Source organism: Rhizobium rhizogenes NBRC 13257, from assembly GCF_000696095.1.
Classification (GTDB): domain Bacteria; phylum Pseudomonadota; class Alphaproteobacteria; order Rhizobiales; family Rhizobiaceae; genus Rhizobium; species Rhizobium rhizogenes.
Genome location: NZ_BAYX01000016.1, coordinates 29602 through 48064 on the forward strand (window position 1 = coordinate 29602; position 18463 = coordinate 48064).

The window sequence follows — 18463 nt, forward strand, 5'->3', positions numbered from 1 at the left end:
GCGCAAACGCCCGCTTCACGGAGCCTTCAATTTCCGAACGACATCAATGATCGGAGATGGCACTCCAAGGTCAATCTGGTTCACAGGAGCCTTGTACTTCATCGCGAGGGAGCAAAGCCCCTGATCGGTGTCACGGAAGAACAGAAGCCGCTCCTTGTGTTTAGCCTGATACTGATTTGCAAGCATTGCGCGCCGACGTTCAAGCTTGGCCTTCTTCCATGCCCCATCGCGGCGCCAGTCAAGCCGAAGTATCACGCCTGGACTTAAAGGAAACGGAATGACCGCGAAGGGATTGCCCAACCCAAAACCATAACCCCGGGGATCCGACGGGCCGCCCCCTTTCACCCAGAAAACGGGATTGTCACTCGTGGCCAGCTGCTGGTTTTCGGAAATTTCATAGCTCCAGCTCATTTGTGACATAAGGTCCATCAAGGGCTTTGCTTGTTGGAAAGCCAGGAGCCCGACCCGCCGGTCAACGTCAACTGTGAACATTTCGTTGTCGTGCAGTATCTTATGGACGGCCCTGTCTACGGTCGAAACCTCGCCTTGTTTCTCCTTCTCCCGAAAATCGCGGTCCATTTCATGCCTGCCACCCCACAAGAACATTTGACCCATGGTTCGAGCGAACTGCCGGAGCTGCGCAGGACTTCGCGCAAACATGGTGCCGAGAAACGCCGCAAAATCGAGCTTCGCGACTGGGTCGAGGGGCCTGAAGGCAAGGAGGTCGGGATATATAGTTGCGGCTTGCGACTCAATCTTCGCGAGCGTGTCCTCGATTAAGTCGATCCGGCCCCCATCTTCGCCTGTTGGCGTGTAGATATTGGTCTCGAATGCGGTCTTTTCGGGTGTTGATTTACGAACAGTCCCGGTCACGGAGTCGTGGGTCCAAAGTTCTCCATCGGACTGTGTAAAATGCCTCAGATAAAACCTGGGGACCACATGCTGTCGTTTCGTTCGCTCGCTCATATCTTCACCGATTTTTCCGCGTGGCTCGGCATGTTTATACTGTGCCCCACGCCGAAAACCTCCCCCTCCCCGTCATCTCCCTTAAGCCCAGCTCCAAACAATCCGCCGCGCTGCCTGTGGCCTCACGTCGGGGTCTCACAGTCGCGATCTCGATTCCGTTACATTGAGCAAGTCGAGTGTCGTTCTTCTCCCCATAAGCCGCTGGTCTTCGCCCCAACCTCCGACTCCATCAGCTTCTCGGCCGCAAAGCCGATCATCTCGCGCAGCAAATCCGCATCACGCTCCTCTCAACGAGCGAGCGAGGGTCCATCATGTCTTTGGTCATCGGTGGACTTTCCAACAGGTTGTGCTTGGACAACCCAACCCTACCGGAAAATCCCAATGCCCCCCTATCGACCTACCCCACCGTTAGGGACACGAATTCCTCGGCGGCACTGCTATTGATGGGCTGTGAAAACGCGAGAGACGGTGACTTCTCGCTTGCCAACCAGAAGTTCGAAATCATCCTTTTGAGTATGAGCAGTGAGATCGCCATCGTCATTTTCCGTTCGGGCCAGCCGGAAGCCGGCCGGATCGAGCCATTCCACTCCTCCCTCGGTGTCGACAGGAATGACCGGGTAGCGGCGTTTCCGGCCGTCGGTTCCGAGCAAGGTCGCGGCGTCCGGCAATTCGTCGAACAAATCGTCAAAACGGCCTGGGAGACTGCTCTCCCATTTCAAAAAGAGCTGCGGGTCAATCTTGTTTTCGGCGTCGACGTCATACCCTTCGGCAGAAAGCCATCCATCGAATTCCGCTCGTCTACTCGCTGCTTGCTCTCGCGTCTTTGCAAGGCCTTGAGCGAGACTAAAAGCCACAAACGGGTCGAGCGTTCCCCATCTCAGGAGTTCGCGAGCCCAAAACGCAAACCATGGTAGGCCCGTCGTTTCGCGCCAGTCCTCCAGTGTGGGGACCTCTGCGCCATCGTCAGCGCCGTTGGACCAGGTCTGGGCAACAACTGCTCCGATAGCCGTGCCAAGCCGAAACTCGAGGTTATCAGATACGAACCGCTGCCAAGCCCGCAGTGCATCAGCATCAGGTGCAGCCGCGCCGCCAGATCTCATCCACCAAGCCAAAACACCATTCCAGTTTGCGAGCAACCTTTGATCCGTCTGCGTTTGCCTTACACGGAAGCCATATCCGCGGTCGTTTTCGATCCGCTCACCGATGTCTTTGAACACCTGAAGTCGAGCTTCATCGTTGAAATTTCCATAATCCGTTGCTTCGGATAGAATCCTCTCGATCTCATCTGCGACAGCCGCAAAACGGCGGCCCACGTGTGGCGTAAATCCATACTGGTAGAGACGCTCGCGCTCTTCAGGCTCGGGATAGATCGTCTCTACGATCGCTCTTCCGCGCCTGATGAATGCATCTTCCATCCACTGCTCCTGGCTCGCAGCAACCTTGGTGAACGTGCGTTGCCAAAGGCTGACCAAAAAAGCTTCTGCTGCGGCACCATCAAGTTCTCGTCCATCTCCGAGCTCAAGCTCTTCAAGCGCAGTCAAAAGGAAGCCGTCCAGCTCATCGAGACTATCAGCCAGCCGGGCTGCCGGCGTCGTCGCCGCCACGCCGGCGCTTAGACTGATCGCTGCCGGTGTTATCCTATCGAGCCAATCCAGGAAGTCTGACGGGCGAACGCCGATCGATGCAGCGCGTTGCGCGATCGCGTTAAGCAGAAGTGCAAGCGGACTTTGAACTGAACCATCTTGCCGCTCTTCTCTTACAACTTTCAACAATAGATTGTCGTAGTCTCTTTGTATCTGTCGACGCTGTCGGTCCTGCGTCGACCGAGCAGACGCCCTCTGACTTGAATTCGCCTGCGGGACCGCCACAAGCGTCATTCCTTCAAGACCACTCGAGGCTCCGGGTCTTCCAGCGCGCCCAGCAAGGTTGCGGAATTCAGCGACCGAGAGTGGCGTGATCTCGCGCGTATCATTGACTACATCGAAAGACTCCCTCCGCAGAGACGTCAGAAAAATGATGTCGAACGGGAGATTGACCCCCTCCGTGAGGGTCGCTGTCGCCACGGTGATAGGGCAAATCCGCTTGTCGATTAATTCGACCATGAGACGGCGAAGACGCTGGGGCATCTGCCCGTGATTTGTCGCGATACCGCGATCGAGAAGGGCCAACTCATGTGAATCTTCGCCACAATAATCTATCGTCGCGTTACGCGCTTCCTGAAAGACTTCCCCCAAGTATCCTTCAGGGACCTTGAAGGGCGGAATGCTGGACCAATCCTCAAGCTCCAAAGCTTTCCGATACCATCGCATCGTCTGTTCCGGCTCCTGCAGGACCGAAATCAAGATGCGCCGCTCGGTTTCAAGGAGGTGTAGCGCCGTCCAAAGCACTGCCAACTCGTTGAATCGAAACACGCTTTGTTGCCACTGATTTGGTAGGTCCGGCATGACCGGCGTGCGCAACGGTAGATAGACCGGCTGGTCTCGGTCCCGCACGAACAGCCGTCGGCCATTCAGGATTTCGAGCGAGACGCGGTCGGACGCCTTTGGCGTCGTCTCTAAGACCCCAATCAGCTGGCGTGTGCTGCGATACCGCGTTCCGATCGCTGATGCGTCGTCCCGTTTTTCGATCCACTTCGCGACCGAGGGTGCTGCACCTCCGGCGACAGCTGTCAACGCAATGCGGACAATTTCGGGGGCCCGCGCCAGCAGCCTAGAAACAAAGCTCTCCAGACGAATTGCTCGGTTCCCGTGTTCAGCGAGGTCGGCTTTGGTCCGGTCATCGTCGACGGCAACGACTTGATGAGCTTCATCGACGATCAAGAGCCGCAAGCGTGCAAGCAGAAGAGGGCCGACGTAGCGCATGAGTGCCTCGGCCTTCTCGACAGTCGCGATCAGGACAGTCGGCGTTTCAGCTTGCAGCCAATAGTCGGTAATTCCCCAGTCCGTCCCGCCGTAAAGCCCGGTGATCGTCAAGTCTTCACCGAGTTCGCTCTTCAGTTTCGCTTCGACTTCACCTGCCAATGCGCGCGATGGAACGAGATAAAGCGCAAGTGGTGACCTTTCTAGACCTGTAGGGAGCAGCAGTTCCTTCACCAGCGCGAGATTAGCAACAAGCGTCTTGCCGGATCCGGTCGGTGTGCAGAGAGCGAAGGAGGATTCGCTCAAAAGACGGTCAAGCCCAGCACGTTGCGACGTCCACAAAATGCCGCGCCCGCGGCTAAATTGACCGCGAGCAAATCGGGTGAGACGTCGACTTCTGCCCGGGTTGAGCGCCGATAATTCCACGATCGGTCGATGGATCGAAGCCTGCACGTAGCCGTTCGCCACTGCCCGGAGAAGCGTGATCAGAAGCGAACTGTCCGCACTGAAGGTGCGCGTTGCCATCCGTTCCAAGGCATCGAGCTTTTGTATCGCCCGATCCAATCTTTCGTTCTGCCCCCGTCGAAGAGTATCGGCGAAAAGACCAAGAACTCGGACCAGTTCGACCGTGAAATACCATGACACCCCACCGTCGCTCTCGGCGTCTAAGAGCCGTCGGGGTGCCGCTTGATCGGTCAAGTCAGGATGACGAGCCCAGAAGGTTGCAACTGCTTCAAGGACGCCGTCGAAGTCGGCTCTCAAAAAGGCCCCATATAGCCGCGTACCATCGTCCAGCATCTCGACTTCGCCGATGAGACCACTTGCCATCGCTGGAAGACCGCCCAACTGATAAGCCGCCGCTGCGAACAGTTCGATAGGTGCGGTCGTCCGGGTCCGGTCTTTGGCCCTAGAAAGCCATTCAAGCAGCTCACCGGCCCGCCTATAACACTCGATAGCGCCTGCAGAGTCCGCCCCTTCGATTTCGCGATAGATCTCCGCGACGTGTAGAAGACGGCGTGCGTCGGCGAGTTCAAGCAGCGACTCATTGGCGCCCCATTGGATCAGCGGCACCTCCCAAGCGGTCTGCAGGCATCGGACGAAGGAGCGAGCCTGCCTGGCCGACAAAACATTCTCAATGCCGATCTCGATTCGAACGGTGTTTGCGACTTCTAAACGTTCTTGATCCCGTTCAGCCATGATCACACCGTCCAGAGGAGGTCGTAAATTTCGTCGATCAGATCTTCACCATCCTTCAGGATGACTTCGACGACCTGAAGATCGTGTCGAGAGGTATATTCTTCGGGTATGGTCTTCCATACCAGTAGCGGCTCGCCCTCGTCTCTCGTCGCCTTACCGTTTCCAACGATCATGATCAGGTTGGTGCGAGGCATTGGGACCGGGTTTCTCAACGCCAAGGCCTTGTCCATCGAGACGATCGCTGCGGCATGGCCATCTCGGTCACGCTCCTTCAGAAGTCTCTGCAGCTGGCGCACCCCATGCGGGACATCGAGATCGCGGTTGATCTCGAACCATATACCTCCAGCGCGCTTTCGCTCCCCGGTGCGCTTGTTCTTTTTCCACTTACCGAGCATCAGCGTCTGGACCTCGCTGTCGCTCAGTTCCGCTCTCCACTTTGCTTCCCCGACAATCAATCGAACGACCGCACCGTCGTCATCGAGTTTGAGGCCAATAAAATCAGATCCGAACCGCCCGAAGACCGCACGCTCGCGTGCAGCGTCCCGAGCTAAATCAAACAGGTATTTTTCGACGTCGGCATGGTACCGAAACAAGAAAATCGGGATCCTCCATTCGTGACCCCCGACGAATTCATAGTGCTCGGTGACCAAGCCGGCCATTACCTCGCCAAACAGCCCGCGTTTGGCTGTGTCGGGGAGACAGCCGGGATAAAGCAAGGACGCGTCGTCATCATCTTCATCGGCGTCCGGGTGAAGAGATATCCCAATTTCCCCAGCGAAATACTCGCGGGCGTCGCCGTGGGCTGACTCGAAGTAAGGCCTGAGTTGGTTGCCGAGGTCATCATCCCTCTCAGGATTTTCAACGAGGAGTAAATGCCCGTACCTGCCGTCAACCGGATCTGAGTCAAAAATTCTAAGCCACCGCCGTAGTGCACGCGATGGCGGCCTGCAGTCATGCATAGGCTCGAGGCCTCCCCCCCAATACAATTTATACGATAGGCAATACTGAAATTTGCTTGTCTTTTGAAGAGCGAAGAGCGAATAAAACTTTCCGCCCGCGCGGAGGTTTTTGCATTTGAAATGCAGCTTTCCGCAAGGTTAAGCAATCTTGGTTTACCGCCTCAGGGCGCCGCCATGTCAGATGCCCCCCCACGCCCGAAACCTCCCCCTCCCGGTCATCTCCCGCAACCCCAGCTCCAAAACAATCCGCCTCGCCGCCTGCGGCGTCACGTCGAGTGCGTTGGCCACCATCCCGGCCGACACCAACGGCTTTGCCATCACCAGCTCGACCAATTCCGGCAGTTTCGAAGACGTTCGTCTTCCCGACAATTTACGCTCCATCATTTGCCGAGCCAGTGCCAGCCGGTCATGCTCTTTCATGCCGATCTCGGCGGCCGCCAAAAATCCGTGGGCGATGGCGAGCAGCCGGGTCTCCCGATCACGATGCCGGCGCCGATCGACGGGAATAGTTTTCAGGCCGAGATTGATCGCCGGGAGATGCGCTCCGATGGTGATGCCCGCCTGGCGCAGGATCGAGGCGGAAAGCAGCCTGCCAAGCCAGGGCGCGTGCTGAAGGACGGAGAGCTCGTTCCAGGCATCGAGGGCGACGATGGCCTGCAGCACCCCCGGCAAGTGTTCAGCCTGACGCAGCACGCCGCGCCATTCGTCGAGCCTGGAATCCTCGTCCCAGTCGAGATCATAGACCAGTGCGTCTCTGTCTGCCGCGCTGGCGCGGCCGGGCCGCGTTGCGTTCTCGATCGCCGCATCCGATCGGGCGAGCACGGCATCAATGGCGGCGTAGTCGACGCCGGTGAGATTTTCGATGTCGTCGACATCTTCCCCCTCCCCTTGCGCGTCGATCACTACCGAGTGCCGGATCGCCTTGGCGGTCCCCGCCTCGTCAGCGTCGGCCGACGTGATCTCCGATGTCTGCCGGAGTGTCCGCAAACCATCTGCGGACAATGCCCAGTCTGGTAACTGGCCAGCGATGCGCCGGCGGGTGCGCAGCACGTCACGAGCGATTGTCAACTCATGGGTCGGTGTGCGGATATCCCGTGTGGCGTCGTGCAGCACCAGGTCTTCGAGATGCACGAGTTCGCCGTCGATCCACAGCGAGGCGCAGGCATCGGCGAAGTGGGACCGCTCGATCCATCCTTGGCCGACCGGCGAGCGGGCGATGCGCTCGTCGAGACGCGCCATAGCGACGCCGGCGTCGAAAGCCGGCCGCAGCAGGGCTGTCATGCTGATTTTCGCGAGATCGTAAGCCATTGAAATCATGGTAAATGATTTTCTAAAGGAACTCTATATCAAAATTGAAGTTCCTCACTTCCTATGATGCACTAGGCCACGCCTAGCCATCGATAAGTACTGGTTATCGATGGTAGATTGATTTCGCGGCGCAAATCAGCAAGAATCGTACAGATTCACGGTCCTGGCGGCCGCCGAAACCGTCCTTTTGGAGTGCCCGTGGCCAAAACCAGGAAAATCCAAACTCCCGTCGAGCGCCGTGCCGAAGAGCTCGACACGATTGCCGCCGTGTTGCCGATCGAGCGCCGCGACGAACTTGCCGAGCTGCTCACCGACCAGGACGTCGAGACGCTGCGCCATCTCGTCAACCAGGGCATGGGCGACAACACCCTGCGCGCCCTGACCTCGGATCTCGCCTATCTCGAAGCCTGGGGGATGGCGGCGACCGGACAATCCCTGCCGTGGCCGGCGCCCGAAGCGCTGCTGCTGAAATTTGTCGCCCATCACCTGTGGGATCCAAAACGCCGCGAAACCGATTCCGATCACGGCATGCCGGCCAACATTGATGAAAACCTTCGACGCCAGGGATTTCTCAAAACCGTCGGCCCGCATGCGCCAGGAACCGTGCGCCGGCGGCTGGCGAACTGGTCGACCCTGAGCAAATGGCGCGGTTTTGACGGCGGCTTCGCCTCCCCTGCCCTCAAGTCGGCCATTCGCCTCGCGGTGCGCGCCGTCCCCCGGACGCGACGCCGGAAGAGCGCCAAGGCGGTCACCGGCGATATCTTGGCAAAGCTGCTGGCGACTTGCGCCACCGACAATCTGCGCGATCTGCGCGACCGGGCGATCCTGATGGTGGCGTTTGCCTCCGGCGGCCGACGGCGCAGTGAGATTGCTGGACTGCGGGTTGAGCAGCTGAGTACCGAGCCGCCGATTCCCGTCGAAGACGGCCCTCCCCTCCCCTCTGTCGCCATCCATCTCGGCCGCACCAAGACCAGCAGTGGCGAGGAGGAGGAGATCGTCTATCTCACCGGCCGGCCGGTCGAGGCGCTGAATGCCTGGATGGTGGCCGCCAAGATCGAGGGCGGGAGCGTGTTTCGGGGGATCGGGCGCTGGGGGACTCTTTCGCGGCGGGCGCTCGATCCGCAGTCGATTAATGCGATCCTGAAGCAGCGGGCGGAGATGGCGGGATTAGATAGTGGGGAGTTTTCCGCGCATGGGTTGCGGTCCGGCTACTTGACCGAAGCTGCCAACCGCGGCATCCCCCTCCCCGAGGCCATGGAGCAGTCTCGCCACCGTTCGGTTCAGCAAGCCTCAAGCTACTATAACAGCGCGACCCGACGCAGTGGGCGGGCGGCGCGCCTCCTCTAAAGGGCGTTTGGTAGGCTCCGTCCAAGCGAGTTCGCTGGCGATTTTCCACGGAAAAGATCTTGTTGCGTTGAGGTGAAGGCCGGAAACTCGCAGCTTCGGCGCAATGGTGCGTGGGATGATACAACCATTCTCGCTCTCCAGCATCGAACCATGATGTTCCTGACTTCAAAGGCCCTCATCACTCAGGGTTCTTGTCAGATTTGCGCTGGTTGAACGGGCGAGCGAACGAAATCCGTCGCAAAACTCGAAAATTCTTTTCTGCAGCGTGTGGGTGGAAGACGAGGAGCCTTGCCTTAGTCGTCTAAGGCGAAGCCTTAATGGACGCATACCGCCCTTGCTATGCAGGCGAATTTCAAAAATAAGCTATTTCCCGCTGCTGACGTCAAGTGCTTTACGCAATGCTCACAAGCTTGGCGGTCCATTCAAGATTCGATAGGAATTGAAATCTATGTCGCATCAGGAGCCGATTCGTTGCAAGAACTTCGCCGACCTCCACGCCAGACTGTAAAGATGCTGGTCAATTTATTCCTCATGGTGGCAGTTGCTGTTTGGAATATCCGGGACGGGCTGCTCGGCTCCTCAACCGCGCTAATCATCGGCTCTTTCTTTGCCCTATGGGCCGTTGTCGTCGCGTTTAATTTGATATGCTGTCGAATCCATGTGAGCCTGGATGAAACATCCTTGGTCATAAACCGGATGGTCCGCTCGCCGGTGCAAATCCTATGGAAGCAGATCGAAACGGCCAAGCTTCCTGAAGGCCGCGCGCCGGCGATTATCTCGTGGCGTGCGTCGCCGGGTGCCAATCTTCAATACATTGGGGTGTCGCAGCGACGCCTTGGTGAGGAGGGCGCTAAAGTGCTTCGCAATGCGATATTAACTGCACGTCCTGACCTCGATACGCTTGTCGCCACGTGAGCTTCTGTTCACTTAGACGTTCCAAGCGTCCGTTCTAGTTAGACGTATGTTCTCCCACGACTGATTGGGGTCATTTGCGGGAGGGACGGAATCTTACGCTACGACCCACCTCAAAAGGCGCGACGCAACAAATACACACCGCAGGTGACCAAAACTAAGACGGTTTAGTTACGGCCATTGAAGGCCGTGATGCCATGCGTCCCCACCATTCCTGTAGATTTGCGTGTTGGCGGATGAGTTCCGCCCCCTCGGGTGTCATAAGGAAATAGTCAAACATTGGAGCGGCGTACAGATCGGCAAGTGTTAGGTGTTGGCCAACGAACCATGGAGCATCTCCCATCAGGTGGGACATCGCCGCTAAGCAGTTGCGTGCTTTCGGGAGAGCCGCGGCAAGCTTTTCCTCGTCAGTGGGAACGCCTCTGCCAGGCTTCGATATCCGCTCCACGTAAACTCCCCACACCAGTTGAGGATACGCATAGTTGTCAGCAATGCTGATCAACTGATTGCATCTTGCACGGTGCACCGACTCTAAGGGCTGAAGCTGCGGCCCTTCGAAAGCTTCATCTATATATCGAGTGATCGCACTGGTCTCATAGAGACTAAATTCTTCATGCTCGAATGCAGGAATGCGCCCGAAAGGATGCTTCGCTAAGTAGTCGGCTGGAGGACCACCATCTGCAAAGATATCGAGTGGCACAAGTTCATGTTCGATGCCTTTCTCAATCAAGCATAGTCGAGCAATCCGGACGTAAACGCTATAATCTGCTCCAAACAGGCGCGGTTGTGCTGTCATCTGCTCACCTTCGTGCAATTGGCGATACGTTGGGATTCAAAGCAAGCCGCGTCCATAGTAGTTTATGCCATGGCCCATCTTTCAGGAGCAGATCGCGCGCAACTGCTGCTTCTGCCGGAGGCGATGGACGATTACGTGGGGCCGGACGTAGGATCAATCGGTCGCGCTTTCGCCTTCATCTTTCGCCCAACATGAGCCTTTTGTATCTGGGTCTTTACCGCATCTGATGCCGTAAAGGATATGACACGACGGGCTGCAATTTGGTAATCCTCTCCCGTTTTCGGATTGCGTCCTGGCCGCCTACTCTTCTCACGTACGTTGAATGCCGCGAAAGAGGAAAGCCCCACGTTCTCACCACGTATTAAAGCACTACAAATTTCTTCTAAAATGGTGTCAACCAGCTCTGCTGACTCGGTCCGTGACAGACCAATCTGTCGAATGATCGAATGCGTGATATCCGCACGGGTCAGCGTTTTGATCGTCATGGGTCCTCGCAATTGGCGGGCAACACCCCTCCATCTGTTTAACATCGAGGATATTTCCGGCTCACGGTCAATCCATAAAGGGAGAGAAGCCGAGGGAATGCATCGTGTCGACTTGGAAGCATTCCGGGCCAAAATGAAGTTGACCAAGAAAGGGTTGAATTTTGGCTAGATCGACACCCTCGTCAAACGCAAACGAAATATGCGGCGTATAGCTGGGAAAATCCCAGCTCATTCCGAGCCGGCGAAACTCAGCATGGCGCTGAGTGAGCCGCTGGCAGCCGAAGATCAACACGATCACCCCGCCGAAATTCCGCACCGATCTTCGGCCCCCAACGCGCACTGTCAAATCGCTTACGCATGGCAATATCTGTTCCCAGTTCACCATACCGTGGGAGGTTGCGATCGTTACATGCAGCTTGTCCGAGGCCACGGTATCCGCAAAACCTTCGGATTTGGCCCAAACCAGAAATTCATCATGGTTGAGAAGCGGTTTGCTTACGAACATTTGCCAATCGAGGGTCGGACCGAGAGCTGCTCAAAATTCATTCGGCTAGGATCGTATATCACAAATGTTAGGCCTCATCGATGTCGATGAGGATCACGCAATCAGGCCGCTGAAGCGGCATCATGTCGCCGGCGCCGGCGAGATCTTTCCTTTGAGCGGGGAAAGAAGGCTCTGCCCCATAGGCGCTAACTTAAGGCTAGACAGCAAGAATCGTGATGTGATTCATCGGATAGATGCGAACGATTGATTCCATCGAAACCGACTGGCAGGCCCTGCTATCGAAGCTGTCAGCAGTGATTGATCTCGAAGCAACGGCGAGAACTTCGGGTGCGCTCGTGCGGCGGCGTTGCGTCGGGGACGCGTCTACCTTGCTGCGCCTGGCGCTGGCCTATGGTCCTGGCGGCATGAGCCTTCGTTCTGCGGCAGCCTGGGCGGGTTTGAATGACGTAGCGAACCTATCAAATGTAGGCCTGCTGAAACGCCTGCGTGGGGCCGCTGATTGGTTGGGCGACCTTGCGGGTGCGTTGCTTAAAAATGCTGCTGTTCCAGGATCAATTTCTACGGATCGCCGCTTGCGGATTGCCGATGGAAGTTCGATTGGCCACCCTGGCGGCGGCGGCATAAACTGGCGGCTTCATGCCACATATGAACCTGCACTTGCTCGCTTCACACATTTCGAACTTGGCGATATTCACAGCGCGGAAGGTTTTTCTCACCTTCCCTTGCGTGGCGGCGATATCGCGCTTGGCGATCGCGCCTATGGCCGGGCCCCTGCTTTGAAAAAGGTGCTGGATACTGGCGCCGACTTCATTGTCAGAGTGGGTTGGTCGACTATTAGATTGACTTCAGAAGATGGAGAACTATTGGACTGGAACACCGTCTTTGCCTCTATGCAGCATGGCGATCTCTACGAACAGAAGATCTTTGTCGAGCATGCAGGGCCAAAAGGCAGAGGCCAGGGCAAACCGATTTTCCATGCCAGGCTTGTTGTTCAGCGCAAAGATGCCGCGGGCACTGAGAAAGCTGAAAAGACAGCCCGCAGAGATCATCAGCGGCGGCGAAATCAAAAGCAATTGCAGCCAATGACGATAACCTCAGCGGGTTTCCTTCTGTTACTGACGTCGCTGTCCTCGGAAGAAATGAGTGCCAGCCAGATCGTCGGAACCTACCGGTTACGATGGCAAATTGAACTTGCCTTCAAGCGTTTGAAAAGCGGGCTCGGAATCCATAAATTGCCTGCCAAAGACCCGCAGCTGGCTCGAAGTTGGCTGATGGCCCACCTGATCATGGCGATAATGATCGACGAGGCCATCACCGATGTCCTCGACTCTCCCCCCTGGGAAGGAGAAACAGGTTGCTGCGTCTCTATCCCTGTGGAGACTTCATAGCCTTTTGCGCGATGCTATTCTCAACGTAATATTGAAGGCGTTGGGAACGACGCAAATCCGATCTTCCTTTGGCCGGATCATTCGTCACATCTGCGATCCGCCCCGAAAGCGCAAAACCGCTTCCGCGCAACTTAGAGGAAACTCACTCTTAAGTTAGCGCCTATGAGGCTCTGCCCCCTCTCCCCAGCAAGGACAAAAAGCCGTTTCCCCATCCTTCGGCCCGAAGGCCTGCAGGACCTGGCCGAACATGTTCGGCCGGCCGCTGACGCGGTGGGCGATACCCCTCGGTTTTTCTCCCTGCCCCCCACTCCCCCGCTGCTCCGCGCGAACTCGGGAAGCAGGAGCAGGCGCTCCCGCTTCGCTGGATCAAAAAGGAGAGACGAGATGACTATTTATACCGAAACCGCACGCTTCGACACCGCAAGAACAATGACCGAAACTGAGATGTGGAAGGTCGCCCCTTCGATCTTTGCGACGACCGCCCATGAAAGCCGGTCCGACCGCTTCAAGCCGATTCCAACGATCGAGGTGTTGCGTGGACTGATGGCAGAGGGGTTTGTCCCTGTCGGTGCCAAACAATCGGCAAGCCGCACCGAAGGAAAAGCCGACTTCACAAAACACCTTATTCGTCTGCGTCGCGTCGATGACGGGAAGACCTATCGAGTGGGCGATACCGTCTGCGAAATCCTGCTGAAGAACGCCAATGATGGCACGAGCGCCTACGAGCTGCTGGCGGGCCTTTTCCGTATCCGCTGCATGAATTCCCTCGTCACCCAGACCGGCACCATCGATGCCATCAAGATCCGCCATTCCGGCGATGTCAGTGCCAAGGTCATTGAGGGCACTTACCGGGTCCTGAATGAGGCCGAGCGCACGCTTGTAGCGCCACAGGATTGGGCAACCCACAAGCTCAATCGTGACGAACAGCAGATCATGGCCGAGGCAGCCCATGTCTTGCGTTTTGGTGATAATGACGGCGAAACGAAAACACCGATCAAGCCGGAACAGCTTTTGTTGCCTCGCCGGCACGACGATCGCGCCGACGATCTTTGGACCGTTTGGAACGTGACGCAGGAAAATGTCATAAGAGGGGGGTTGCGTGGCATCGGCCGGGAGGACCTTGGCCGGCCTCGCCGCGTAAAGTCGCGTGCGGTCAATGGCATCGATCAGGATATCAAGCTGAATAAGGCGCTTTGGCTGATCGGTGAGAAGATGGCTGAGCTGAAGGCGGCAAGATAGTGATCGGGCATATCCGTTGAGTCGGGATGTAAACACAGAGGCGCCGTCATTTTGGGCGGCGCTGTTAACAAGAGGCTAGTGTTTGGCAATCGTGGCATTGAGCGGAGAAGGAAATCCGGAGCTCGGAACAATTGTCAAAGTGGCGGACGCTCTTGGCTTCAGACTATCCCTTGTTGCGAAATCTGACGCTCGACCGGCGGCTTGAGCGCCATTACCGCGCCTCCCTGTTCCGTGCCGCATCGAGCAGCGCGGATCAGGCCCGAGGGAAGTCCCGATCCCCTCCCCTCGATACTCCCCGCCCGCCCAGGAGCGGAATGTCCTTTGGACATATGTTGGCCCGAGGCGGCAACCCCGGCCGAAAGCCAGGTGTTGCGCCTCCGAGATCGGTCCCGCGTCGAGGCTTGAGGCATGGTCTGACAACCTTCTGGCGGACATATGGTGGGTCGCATCTCCCAACGCGCCGCTTGTTATGTGGCCACGACAGCCGGCTCCATTTCTTTGTATTTCCAGATGCCACCGATTCCTGCGCATGGCATTCGGGATCAAACGTTTGGCCGCCGCGCCGACAGATGTGGTGCTTCGTATCCACCAGCCCAAATCAGCCGCGGGCAGCGATAGAGGCGATGTTGCTCGTCTGGGCATCTATCGTTGAACGCGGATGAGACGAAACCACACGTCTTGCGTATCTCCTTGTTCGTGTTGCCTTGAGTGATGGACCACTACGGCGGGCCGGACAGCCAGCAACCGCCTGCGCGGATGATTTCCCCCTGTCGCCCAGCGCAAGCTCCGCTTGTCGCGCTGAGCGCCATTCCTCGCGCGGCAAAATCCCCTTCTGCGGCGGTGCTTCGTTGCACTGCGCCCCTCCGGTGCCGCGGGCACTTCGGGTGCAGTGCAACGAAGCACCGCCGTTTGTCGTGACCATCGGCAACGCAAACAAAGGAGACACTGCAGTGACCGATCTCGTTAACTTCATCCGCTTCAACGACAACGGCATGCTGTCCGGCAATATCGCCTCCATCGCCTACGACCTCGACATTTCGGGCGAGGAATTTGAGAGCACCAACGCCAAGGCACCCGCCTATCGACTCTTCGCCAAGAGCCCTCGCGGCAAACGCGTCGAGATCGGTGGCATCTGGAAGAAGCAGAACCAGAACGGCGGCGACTACTTCACCGTCACCGTCAATATCGGATACGGCAGGCTCAACGCCAATCTCGGCCGTTATCCAGGTCAGGACGACGACGACCTCATGGCCGTCATCCCCTGGGATTGATCGTAAAGACGCAACAACCCCGGCCGGAAGGCCGGGGTTGTTGCGTCGCCAGACTCGGGTTCTAAGGCTGCCGTCTCCCCGTCGGCGATGGCAAAATAATCCCGACCAGGCTTCGCCTGACGTCAAATGCCTGCCCAGCGACGCAACTTCGATGATAACGCCCGCTTGTATCAGCAGCCATTTGTTCGGTTCGTAGACCACGCACGAGGACGTCGCTGTCGCCGTTGCGTAGACAGGTAGTTGTGCCGGCGGCTGAGCTGTTCGTCGTGGTGAGTAGTCCGCGGACTACTTTGGAGGAGCCGGCTGTGATCAATAGCGACGAAAGCGCGCGTGACAAGATCGAAGCGGAGCCCTTTGGCTGATCCCTCGGAAAGATATGGCTGCCCGTCAAAATGAGCGCGATTCGGAACGCGAGGACTACGAACTTCGCTCTTCCTTTAAAAAGCGAAGGAGTAGTGCCCTTCGCAAGTAGTCTAGCTATGACGCTTGGTAGTCCGCGGACTACCAAGCGTCATGCGATCGAAAACGCGCTCTGTACGCGAATAGCGCCACTTCAACATTGCAAGGCAAAACGGCTGGAAGTGGCGGTTGGGTCGCAAGTCGGAATAAGTAGTCCTTAGGTACCGTGGTACTTGCACAGCGATGAGATCAACGAACCAGAGAGGTTAGGGCAGCCTTTTAACCGGTCATCGCCAACGCAAGTTGACACCGTACTCTGCCATGGCCAGTACCTGATATTCGGGCGCGACACCCGGAAAACTGCTGGAATTTGCGGTTTGGTTAAGCGTTTGTAAATTGGTAACGAATCGGGGCATACTATAACTGCGCAGTTTGAGGGCATTCCGCAAAAATTGCGCAGTTATACGGGAAAACCATTATGCAGCCGAGTCTCGTTCTCCAGGACGATCAAGAGCACCTTCCGTCGCTTCTGGCAACAGATGCGCAGGAGCTATCCTATCAGCTTCAGCAGCACCAGGCTAAAATCTTCCCGCCGCATTCGCAAAAGACGATGCGGGCGTTTTCACCTGCTGAAGCTGCAAGCTTCATAGGTATTGGTGAGGGTTATCTTCGGCAGGTTGCAGCTGATGGGCATGGCCCAGATCCGCTCCCAAATGGACGGCGGTTGTATAGTGCCGACGATATGGATCGTATCCGCCGGGTCCTGGATGAACGTAACGGAACCCCGAAATATGTGCCGGCCCGCAGGGGATCCGAAAAGCTGCAAATCGTTTCCGTCATGAACTTCAAAGGGGGATCTGGAAAGACGACGACAGCCGCGCATCTCGCGCAATATCTGGCGTTGAGGGGTCATCGAGTATTGGCGGTTGACCTTGATCCGCAGGCTTCCCTTTCCGCCCTGTTTGGTCATCAGCCTGAGCTAGATGTCGGGGAAGGAGAGACACTCTATGGTGCGATCCGCTATGATGAACCGCGACCAATCGCTGAGATCGTGCGAGCGACCTATACGCCGAACCTGCATTTAATCCCGGGAAATCTCGAATTGATGGAGTTCGAGCATGAGACGCCCAGAGCAATGGTGGCGGGTACGGCAGAGACAATGTTTTTTGCCCGTATCGGGGAGGCATTGACGGAAATCGAAAGCCTCTACGATGTCGTGGTTATCGACTGCCCACCACAGCTTGGCTTCTTGACAATGTCGGCGCTGTGCGCCGCGACATCGATTTTGATCACAGTTCATCCGCAAATGCTGGACGTGATGTCAATGTCACAATTCTTGACCATGACGAGCGAGCTCATGTCTGTTGTGGAGAAGGCCGGGGGGCGCACCAGTTACGACTGGATGCGTTACCTCGTTACGCGGTTTGAGCCTAATGACGGCCCGCAAAGCCAAATGACCGGCTTCATGAGGGCGATCTTCGGGAATCGCATGCTCCATAATGCCATGCTGAAATCGACGGCGGTTGCTGACGCCGGCGTGACGAAGCAGACCCTTTATGAAGTTGAGCGGGCTCAGTTCACGCGGGGAACTTATGATCGCGCGTTGGAGTCGCTTAACCTAGTGAACGCCGAGATCGAGGCTCATATCCGGTCGACCTGGGGAAGGAAATAGGTAGATGGCGAGAAAGAATCTCATTGAAGTTTCCATGCCAAGTACAACACGGTCCGACGCTGAGTCCCCGAGGGACACGCGACCCATTGCCGGTTTTGTACCTCAGACGAGAAGCGCAATTCCGGTTGGCGGCATTACCAAGACTCTTGGAAATATCACCGAAAAAATGGAACGCGCCAATGATCTCGAGCGGCAACTTGCCGAAGGGCAGGCGATCATCGACGTTGATCCTGATCTGATTGATGGATCTTTCGTCACAGATCGATTGGAGATTGACCCAGTTAAACTCGCTCAACTCGTAGACCAGATCCGCGAGCATGGGCAGCAAGTTCCGATCCTCGTGCGCCCGCATCCCACATCCAAGGGACGCTATCAGGTAGCCTATGGACATCGCCGATTAGCGGCGGCAAGGGAGCTTGGTTTCAAGGTTCGAGCGGTTGTCCGAGACCTGACGGACGATCAGTTGGTGGTGAGCCAGGGGCAAGAAAACAGTGCGCGAACTGATCTTTCCTACATCGAGAAAGCACTATTTGCTTTGCGGCTTGAAGAGCGCAGCTTCCGCCGAGATATCATCATGGCGGCGCTGGGAGTGGACAAGGCCGCGCTCTCTAAAATGCTGATTATCACTAGGCAGGTACCATTGGATCTCATAAGTACCATCGGCGCTGCTCCAGAGATTGGCCGCAGACGTTGGCTTGAACTGGGAGAGCGGTTGGAGAGCGTTGCTCCAGAACCAATCATTGTCGAGTTGTCCGCGGACCACTCTCGAAAGCTCTCAAGTGATGAGCGCTTTCAGCGTGCGCTGGTTTTGGCGACCAAGAAATCTCAAGTTCCTGAATCATCGGTCGCGAGGTCGGAAATATCAGGCGTTCCGGTAAAATTCAAAAAGACAGCATCCAGTGCAACCTTTGTCTTCGATAGCAAGGCCGCACCTGGTTTCGATCAGTTTGTGCAGGAGAGACTTCAGGATCTCTTTGCGGAATTTCAGCAAGGTAAAGGAGCGTAAGCCGCAAAAGAAAAAGGCCCCCAAAACGACGCTGTCGTGGAAGCCCTTCTCTGATCTTAAGCAAATCAAGAATCGCATTTTCACGAATCACAGTCAAGAGTCTTTGGCATCGTTTTGATGAGCGGATTTTTTTTGCCTCAACGTAGGTGAAGGCA

14 protein-coding genes and 2 pseudogenes are annotated in these 18463 nt (G+C 56.8%); 7 read left to right on the forward strand and 9 right to left on the reverse strand.

Annotated elements, in window-relative coordinates:
- Window positions 1-15: 15 nt before the first annotated feature.
- The 6 genes and pseudogenes from RRH01S_RS27635 to RRH01S_RS27650 all read right to left on the reverse strand — a co-directional run bounded on the left by RRH01S_RS27635 (window position 16) and on the right by RRH01S_RS27650 (window position 7297).
- The gene (locus RRH01S_RS27635; protein WP_042475740.1) at window positions 16-966 is read right to left on the reverse strand and encodes a DUF4238 domain-containing protein; all 951 of its coding nucleotides are present in this window, start codon (window positions 964-966) and stop codon (window positions 16-18) included.
- A gap of 34 nt (window positions 967-1000) precedes the next feature.
- Window positions 1001-1095, reverse strand: a pseudogene (locus RRH01S_RS35280) (helix-turn-helix domain-containing protein); the annotation flags it as partial.
- Between the two features lie 2 nt (window positions 1096-1097).
- A pseudogene (locus RRH01S_RS34065) lies at window positions 1098-1291 on the reverse strand (transposase); the annotation flags it as partial.
- Window positions 1292-1403: 112 nt separating this feature from the next.
- A complete protein-coding gene (locus tag RRH01S_RS27640; RefSeq protein ID WP_042475743.1) occupies window positions 1404-5021 on the reverse strand; it encodes a DEAD/DEAH box helicase in 3618 nt (1205 codons plus the stop codon).
- Between the two features lie 2 nt (window positions 5022-5023).
- Window positions 5024-5980: a hypothetical protein gene (locus tag RRH01S_RS27645; RefSeq protein WP_042475746.1), complete on the reverse strand. Its 957-nt coding sequence runs from the start codon at window positions 5978-5980 to the stop codon at window positions 5024-5026.
- A 177-nt stretch (window positions 5981-6157) separates the two neighbouring features.
- Window positions 6158-7297: an RHE_PE00001 family protein gene (locus RRH01S_RS27650; RefSeq protein WP_042475749.1), complete on the reverse strand. Its 1140-nt coding sequence runs from the start codon at window positions 7295-7297 to the stop codon at window positions 6158-6160.
- Between the two features lie 189 nt (window positions 7298-7486).
- On the opposite strand from RRH01S_RS27650, the gene RRH01S_RS27655 reads away from it, so the two are divergent.
- The gene (locus RRH01S_RS27655) at window positions 7487-8635 is read left to right on the forward strand and encodes a site-specific integrase (protein WP_042475752.1); all 1149 of its coding nucleotides are present in this window, start codon (window positions 7487-7489) and stop codon (window positions 8633-8635) included.
- A 471-nt stretch (window positions 8636-9106) separates the two neighbouring features.
- Window positions 9107-9550, forward strand: coding sequence for a hypothetical protein (locus tag RRH01S_RS27660; RefSeq protein ID WP_131597890.1), 444 nt, complete (start codon window positions 9107-9109; stop codon window positions 9548-9550).
- A 154-nt stretch (window positions 9551-9704) separates the two neighbouring features.
- On the opposite strand, the gene RRH01S_RS27665 is transcribed toward RRH01S_RS27660, so the two are convergent.
- The 3 genes from RRH01S_RS27665 to RRH01S_RS27675 all read right to left on the reverse strand — a co-directional run bounded on the left by RRH01S_RS27665 (window position 9705) and on the right by RRH01S_RS27675 (window position 11333).
- A complete protein-coding gene (locus RRH01S_RS27665) occupies window positions 9705-10343 on the reverse strand; it encodes a glutathione S-transferase family protein (RefSeq protein ID WP_012653094.1) in 639 nt (212 codons plus the stop codon).
- Between the two features lie 131 nt (window positions 10344-10474).
- The gene (locus RRH01S_RS27670; protein ID WP_012653095.1) at window positions 10475-10828 is read right to left on the reverse strand and encodes an integration host factor subunit alpha; all 354 of its coding nucleotides are present in this window, start codon (window positions 10826-10828) and stop codon (window positions 10475-10477) included.
- Window positions 10829-10895: 67 nt separating this feature from the next.
- The gene (locus RRH01S_RS27675) at window positions 10896-11333 is read right to left on the reverse strand and encodes a phage prohead protease (protein WP_012653096.1); all 438 of its coding nucleotides are present in this window, start codon (window positions 11331-11333) and stop codon (window positions 10896-10898) included.
- A 233-nt stretch (window positions 11334-11566) separates the two neighbouring features.
- Between RRH01S_RS27675 and RRH01S_RS27685 the strand changes: the two genes are divergently transcribed.
- The 5 genes from RRH01S_RS27685 (at window position 11567) to repB (ending at window position 18308) form a co-directional block, all read left to right on the forward strand.
- Window positions 11567-12721 (forward strand): transposase, encoded by a 1155-nt coding sequence (locus RRH01S_RS27685; protein WP_042475759.1) that lies wholly within the window; start codon window positions 11567-11569, stop codon window positions 12719-12721.
- A 384-nt stretch (window positions 12722-13105) separates the two neighbouring features.
- Window positions 13106-13960, forward strand: a complete 855-nt coding sequence (locus RRH01S_RS27690; RefSeq protein WP_042475762.1) for a DUF932 domain-containing protein — start codon at window positions 13106-13108, stop codon at window positions 13958-13960.
- Between the two features lie 950 nt (window positions 13961-14910).
- Window positions 14911-15231 carry a DUF736 family protein gene (locus RRH01S_RS27695; RefSeq protein WP_041724269.1) on the forward strand — a complete coding sequence of 107 codons (321 nt, stop codon included), beginning with the start codon at window positions 14911-14913 and terminating at the stop codon, window positions 15229-15231.
- An 877-nt stretch (window positions 15232-16108) separates the two neighbouring features.
- Complete coding sequence (repA, locus tag RRH01S_RS27700; RefSeq protein WP_012653101.1) at window positions 16109-17302, forward strand: plasmid partitioning protein RepA; 1194 nt, start codon at window positions 16109-16111, stop codon at window positions 17300-17302.
- 4 nt (window positions 17303-17306) lie between these two features.
- Window positions 17307-18308: a plasmid partitioning protein RepB gene (repB, locus tag RRH01S_RS27705; protein ID WP_012653102.1), complete on the forward strand. Its 1002-nt coding sequence runs from the start codon at window positions 17307-17309 to the stop codon at window positions 18306-18308.
- Window positions 18309-18463: the final 155 nt, after the last annotated feature.